Source organism: Microcystis sp. M079S1, assembly GCF_020246425.1.
Lineage (GTDB): Bacteria > Cyanobacteriota > Cyanobacteriia > Cyanobacteriales > Microcystaceae > Microcystis > Microcystis aeruginosa.
In genome coordinates this window covers 1-6,363 of record NZ_JADBSZ010000099.1, presented here as the reverse complement: position 1 = coordinate 6,363, position 6,363 = coordinate 1, and the positions used below count along the sequence as shown (strand labels likewise).

The following is a 6,363-nucleotide window of genomic DNA, read 5'->3' as shown; positions in this document are numbered from 1 at the left end:
CGTGGGAATAATATCCCAGCCAGGAAATCGCTCTGTAGAAGAATCAGACCAGCCAGATGGCATATTATCAAAGCGCAAGTCCCTAAGAGGAAGGGGGCTCTCGAAGGCTCTCCCCCTACTTAGGGTGATCAGCAAACCTGATCGATCGGAGGGCGCAAGCTTTGCGCCCCTACAGTAACGGATTTTGTCCACAATGTAGGGGCGAACTGCGTTCGCCCAAAAGGTACATTATCAAAGCGCAAGTCCCTAAGCAGTATTTAGCTCACCATTGGTATAGGCAAGAACATCAATTTCTAGGTGTTGTCCTTCTTTACTGACTCGCACACTGGGACTGATAACTTCCATACCAAAGCGTTGTCTGAGAATCGTTTCCATTGAGGGAAGGGCAAGTCCTTCGGTAAAGCTGCCGAATTTTGCACCGAGTCCCCCAATTTGCTGTCCTAATTCTTTGAGTTGTTTGTCAGTTTCTTTCTGTTGTTGGGCGTTTTCCTTCTGTTGTTGACTAACTTCCTTCAATAGTAGTTCAGTCTCCTTCTGTTGTTGACTAACTTCCTTGAGTTGTCGGTCAGTTTCTTTTTGAGCGGCAGTTAATTCAGCTAAGAGTCGCCATACGTCTTCGGATGTAGTTGCCATAAATAATTTTTTCCTTCTGATCTGGTCTATTGCTATTTTAGTCAATCGCGCTGATACTTCCTAATTTTTAGCCTTCAATGCTCTCTTTTTTGTCAAGTACATCTTATACCATTTTAGATGAGCTTACCCTAGCAACCTTAAGCGAACACTACCGTGCGATTGGCATAAACCAAAACGCGATTTTGCAAGTGTAAACGCACCGCTCGCGCTAACACCACCCTTTCTAAATCCTTACCTTGACGAATTAAATCCCCTACGGTATGGCGATGGCTAACTCTGACCACATCCTGCTCGATAATTGGCCCCTGATCGAGATCGGCAGTGATATAATGGGCGGTGGCTCCAATAATTTTTACCCCTCGATCGTAAGCCCGTTGATAGGGATTAGCTCCCGCAAAAGCCGGTAAAAAAGAATGATGAATATTGATAATATTGGGGAAAAAGTTAATAAAATCTGGGGTAAGAACCTGCATATATTTAGCTAAAATGACTAAATCTATCCGGTATTCCCGCAGTAACTCTAATTGTCTGGCTTCCTGCTGAATCTTGGTTTCGGCGGTAACGGGAATATGATAAAACTCAATACCAAATTGATTGGCAACTGAGTGTAATTCTGGATGATTGCTAATAATTAAAGGAATTTCCGCCCTAATTTCTCCCGCCTGTTGTCGCCATAACAAATCGAGGAGACAATGATCCTGTTTTGTCACCCAAATAGCTAGACGCGGGACAGTATCGGAAAAATGTAAGGACCAACTAGCCTGCAAAGGTTTGGCAATAGCGGCGAAAGCTGGTTCGATCATCCCACGGGGTAAATTAAACCCTTCTAATTGCCATTCTATCCGCATCAGAAACAATCCCGCCGAAAAATCCGTGTGTTGGTCGGCGTGGATAATATTGCCGCCATTAGCGTAGATAAAATTAGCGATTTTCGCCACCAGACCAATCTGGTCGGGACAAGAAATTAACAAGGTTGCAGTGGTACCAGTCATAAATTATCGGTGGCAAGAATTGACTTTTTCTATCCCCTAATTGATTACAATTTCAGGCACTTCGTCCCTTTGATGCACAAAAAAGAGCATTTGTCAAGAGCGATCACTGATTAAATTTCCGGTTAAACTGATACAGTATTCTCTTGCTCAGAAGTGGCAAAATGCCGCTCGATCAGGGAGGGGACATCTTGGGGAGCTACCTGATTATAATGCTTTTTATCGGGCATAACCACCAGATTCGGCCCTTTTTTGCACTGTTTTAAACAGCCGGTTAATTTAATATTCACCGCTTCTCCCAGTCCTTTTTCCCCTAAATCACTCTCTAACCTTTGGCAGACTCTCGCACCGCCATTTTTCCAACAATCGGACTTCTGACAGATTAAGACGGTGGCTTTTTTCGCTTTTGCCGGGGCGACTTCTGGGGTTTTTTCGCCAGATAAATGCTCGATCCCTAGTACCCTCAGTTTTAATTTTCCCTTTTTTGAACAAAGACTACTTTCTCCCGTCACTTTTAGCCATGAGTGGAGAGCAATATTGAGAGGTATGTGGTCTCGCAGTGTTTTTTCGGGCTTAAACCAATATTCTCGTTTATCAACACTGATTCTCAGGTATTTTACCTTATATCCGTCCTTGAGGACAAAACCGAGGAATTGACCGACCGCTTGAAAGGGAACCATGCTAGTTGTAGATTTTGACATACTTTCTCACTTTTTACTCTCAGATTGCTAATTTTTCTCAAGGATTATGCCTGCCAACAGGTTTCCAGTCAACCGATTAAACAGCCTCAGGAAGCCTCTACCTGTCGCAGGACAATCCACAGCTGTAAAAGTTGAGCGGGGCTATCGATGCGAACCGGCAAAAGCTTATGGAGCGAGCATTTATCTTCAATGTCCAGGGCCTGCAGCCGGTGGTAGAGCTGCCAGCGCTCCCAAGCACTAAGATGGAAGATTTTCTCACCTTCCGATGGCAATTTGTCTATACTCATGGGGCTTTTAATTGAGAACTATTAGCAATATAACTCTAGGCTGATGTTCTCAGTATAACCGACAACTGCAAATAATTATCAATAACCTGAAGAAAAAAAGTTACCCGGTAGCGGCGATCGGCTAAAATCTTGCTATTGTTGCCTTGTCCGCTTTGCCGATCCCGGAATCGCTACCGCCTAGAATTGTCAAAGAGATAAAAATGGAGATAACAAGATTTATTGACGAAAATTATGGATAAAAAACCTCAAAAAACCGATAATTCAGCAATTCTCTATTTTGATGGTGGTTCTCGCGGCAATCCGGGGAGAGCAGCCGGTGCAGCGGTAATAGTTTTAGCCGAGGGGAATTCCTTGACTACGACTAGATATATGGAGAGAGCCACTAATAACGAGGCTGAATACACGGGATTGATCATTGGATTGGAAAAAGCCCAAGAATTAGGCTTAAAAAGCCTAGAAATTCGCGGAGACAGTCAATTAGTCATCAATCAAGTTAAGGGAGACTGGAAGGTAAAAAGCGATAGTTTACGTCCCTTTTATCAGCGTGCTTGTCAATTAGTTGCCCGATTTGATCGCATTAGCTGGCGCTGGATTGAACGAGCTAAAAATAGTTTGGCTGACGCTGCTGCCAATCATTGTATGGATGCAGGGAAAAAATCGCCAGAAAAACCAAAGGAAGGCGAAACTAATCTCGATATTCTGCTCCAATCCCTGAAACCAGTCCTAAATACCGAAGAATTCGTTTTTTCTTCCCTAACAGCAACAGGACTAGAACAGCTACAATTAACTCCTATCTGCCAATTTCAGGAAGAGGAAGGCATAACGGTGATTATTCCCCGTCAGCAAGCCGATCGCACGGGCTTACAGTACAAATATATTTATAGACAAATTACTCTTTCTGTGCATTCTAGTTTAGCGGCGGTGGGATTTTTAGCGGTGATTAGCGAGAAACTGGCCGAAGCAGCAATTAGCGTCAATGTCATTTCCGGTTATTATCACGATCATTTATTTATCCCCAGGGATAGGGTGACAGAAGCGATGGCTATTCTCGAAGAAATTAGCGGCTCATAACAGGAGTCAGTTATCAGTTATCAGTTATCAGTTATCAGTTATCAGTCATAATTCATAATTCATAAGTGGGTGGGTGGAATTAAATATAAGATGAACGTAGGTTGGGTTGAAGCATGGAACCCAACGCCCGCTCATGTTACGCTACCGCTAACCCATCCTACAAATAATTGTGCCTCCCTACTTAATTCATAATTCATCATTCATAATTCTCTTGCTGCGAGCGGATGATATCGATGGTACTTTTCAGCACACTAGCTATGGGAACTGCTATCAATAAACCGAGAATTCCTGCCACTTTGCCACCGATAAAAAGAGATAGAATAATCCAGACGGGATTAAGTCCGATCATACCTCCCATTAACCGAGGGGCGATGACATTATCATTAATTTGACCGACAATAATAGTCAGGGTCAAAACCTTTAACCCTAACCAAAAATCTTGAAACATCAGTAGGGTGCTAATGCCAATAATGGTAAAGGCACTGGCAAAAGGAATTAATGTAGTTAGACCGATCGCCACCCCGAATAATAGGGCATAATCAACCTTGAGAATCACAAAAACAAAAATTTGAGCAAGGCTGAGAATTCCCGCTAAAATGGTTTGACCAGCAAAATAGGTTTCAAAAGTTTGACGAATAATCGTTCTTAATTTGAGATTCCAGGGAGCAGGAATCCAGCTAAAAATTCCCTCCCAAATTTGTTCGCCATAGAGAACAAGAAAGACGGTTAGAACCAGAACAAATAGAATATTTAAGATACTGTTGATAGTTCCCAGCACAAAGCTCAGTAATTGAGTGCTAAGAGTTTGTAAAACATTGGTTAGTCGTTCCGATAACTGGGTGATTGATTGCTCGATATAAATCGCATATTTCTGAGTTTTATCCCACTTTTCTAAATTTTGTATCTGTTCGGTTCCCGACTCGATCCACTGGGGCAAACTATTGATTAAACTGCTTAATTGTTCGACAATCTGGGGAATTAAAATTAAACCTAAAACAATCAAAATTAATAGGGCAATTAAAAAGACAATAGCGATCGAACCACTGCGATTAACCCCGCGTCTTTGCAGCAGTTTGATGGGAACATCTAAGACAAAAGCTAGTAAACTAGCAGTGACAAAAATACTGACTAAGGGTTCTAGATAGCTAAATAATTGGAATAATAACCAACCATTGAGAAATAAGAGCGGAAAAACTAGACTTAGCCGCAACCAACGAGGTAGTTGCTTAAAAAGCTCTATCATATAACTAATTTTGTCCTGAGAGAGTATCGAGGTAAAAAGAGACTTTTCTAACCAGAAATCCTCTTTCAATCTAGCATCTCCTCGTTACTTTTCTAGTCGCCAGTGACCCTGAAACTCTTATCCTAACTGTATGGAGTTAAGCGGATTCGAACCGCTGACCCCCTCAATGCCATTGAGGTGCTCTACCAACTGAGCTATAACCCCTTGAAGACCATCTTTGAATATAGCTTAAATAGAATTATTTTGTCAAGAGGGGACGAGAAAAAAATTTGTCACTCCCAAGGGGATCGCTGATCAGACAATGGTGAAACAATCGCCCCCATTTAGACAGGAGCCGAAATTTGGGTTAAATAGGTTAAACAGTGACCCATGAGGAAATAAACTACTAACATAGCCACTGCCGCTGCTGCCACTAAGGTTCCCGCCAGCATCAAGGAAAACTCTTGCTTGTCGAACGCTTGCTGCATCAGATGCAATGACCAAGCCACAAGACCGAGGTCAAAGATGAGAATCGGAACTAACATATTTTAAATTTTGTTAACTTTCCTCTATTCTAATACATAATTTTCCCGAGGGATGATCGGACGGAAGTTAAAAACAGGGATTTTTTGCCGGTTTCTCGATCACGGCTGTCAGCCGTCAGCCATTAGCTTTCAGTAATAGGTCTAAACCTTGCTCTTCTTGGGTTTCAGCCTGAAGAAATCCTTGTCTCGGAAAGCGGCAACTAATAAGCTGCCCGCGCATTTAAATTGCTTGCTGAGATGAGGCAAGAGGCTTCGGCCGTGAGATCAGCCGAACGGCAAGAGGGAAGACCCCCTTGCCCCCCACCCCTAGGGTTGATTCATTTAAATTAAGTACAGCTGATTTTGAGTCAATAAATTTGACTGAAAATTCTCAAGTTTATCTTTTTCTAATCAAAAGAGTTAGTCACAATCACTAATCTTTAATCCTCTGGGAATATTTATTATGAAGAGATTGATAAAGCTTGTTCCCAAGCCACTAAAAGCCTATCTCTTTTCAAATTTCCTGAGAGTAAATCCTGTTAATTTGGCTAATTTTTCTGCTTCTTACGTCGATAAAACTATCAGTTTTTCCCAACTTTCAGCTAACTACCTCTGTCCCTCTGTTATTGAGAGAAAACCCAAACCTCTGAAAAGATTCAATCCTATAGTTGTGAGAATTGACCAATTGCTGGCCGCTTGAAAATCACTGATCTGGCTTTTATCTTCCTCAAAAATTACATCTTTTACCCAATGTAACTGATTTTCTATTTTCCAATGTCCTCGAATAATTTTAGCAAATACTTGGGCGGATTCGGTTAGGCTACTGATATAGTAAGCTGTTTATTCATAAGTTTTATCCCCGCGACTACCCCTTCTTTCTACTTTAATAATTCGGCGGAGATTTTCCAACCCTTGTCTTTCATTTTTCCTAACTTT

The 6,363-nt window shown here is 41.9% G+C and carries 6 protein-coding genes, 1 tRNA gene and 2 pseudogenes; 1 reads left to right on the top strand and 8 read right to left on the bottom strand.

Annotated elements, in window-relative coordinates; genetic code table 11:
• Positions 1 to 249: 249 nt before the first annotated feature.
• From IM456_RS06035 to IM456_RS23225, 4 genes and pseudogenes are all read right to left on the bottom strand, one after another.
• A pseudogene (locus IM456_RS06035) lies at positions 250 to 633 on the bottom strand (DUF3782 domain-containing protein); the annotation flags it as partial.
• A 137-nt stretch (positions 634 to 770) separates the two neighbouring features.
• Complete coding sequence (gene purU, locus IM456_RS06030; protein WP_149988338.1) at positions 771 to 1,625, bottom strand: formyltetrahydrofolate deformylase; 855 nt, start codon at positions 1,623 to 1,625, stop codon at positions 771 to 773.
• A gap of 122 nt (positions 1,626 to 1,747) precedes the next feature.
• On the bottom strand, positions 1,748 to 2,323 hold the full coding sequence (locus IM456_RS06025; RefSeq protein ID WP_149988339.1) for a (2Fe-2S) ferredoxin domain-containing protein: 576 nt from the start codon (positions 2,321 to 2,323) through the stop codon (positions 1,748 to 1,750).
• Between the two features lie 86 nt (positions 2,324 to 2,409).
• The gene (locus IM456_RS23225; protein ID WP_353737736.1) at positions 2,410 to 2,610 is read right to left on the bottom strand and encodes an Asr1405/Asl0597 family protein; all 201 of its coding nucleotides are present in this window, start codon (positions 2,608 to 2,610) and stop codon (positions 2,410 to 2,412) included.
• Positions 2,611 to 2,841: 231 nt separating this feature from the next.
• On the opposite strand from IM456_RS23225, the gene IM456_RS06020 reads away from it, so the two are divergent.
• A complete protein-coding gene (locus IM456_RS06020) occupies positions 2,842 to 3,681 on the top strand; it encodes a reverse transcriptase-like protein (RefSeq protein WP_149988341.1) in 840 nt (279 codons plus the stop codon).
• Positions 3,682 to 3,877: 196 nt separating this feature from the next.
• Here IM456_RS06020 and IM456_RS06015 read toward each other — a convergent pair whose 3' ends face one another.
• The 4 genes and pseudogenes from IM456_RS06015 to IM456_RS06000 form a co-directional block, all read right to left on the bottom strand.
• Complete coding sequence (locus IM456_RS06015) at positions 3,878 to 4,924, bottom strand: AI-2E family transporter (protein WP_149988342.1); 1,047 nt, start codon at positions 4,922 to 4,924, stop codon at positions 3,878 to 3,880.
• Between the two features lie 131 nt (positions 4,925 to 5,055).
• A tRNA-Ala gene (locus IM456_RS06010) sits at positions 5,056 to 5,128 on the bottom strand.
• 119 nt (positions 5,129 to 5,247) lie between these two features.
• Positions 5,248 to 5,448, bottom strand: a complete 201-nt coding sequence (locus IM456_RS06005) for a hypothetical protein (RefSeq protein ID WP_002780857.1) — start codon at positions 5,446 to 5,448, stop codon at positions 5,248 to 5,250.
• Positions 5,449 to 6,033: 585 nt separating this feature from the next.
• Positions 6,034 to 6,363: pseudogene (locus tag IM456_RS06000) on the bottom strand (ISAs1 family transposase); the annotation flags it as partial.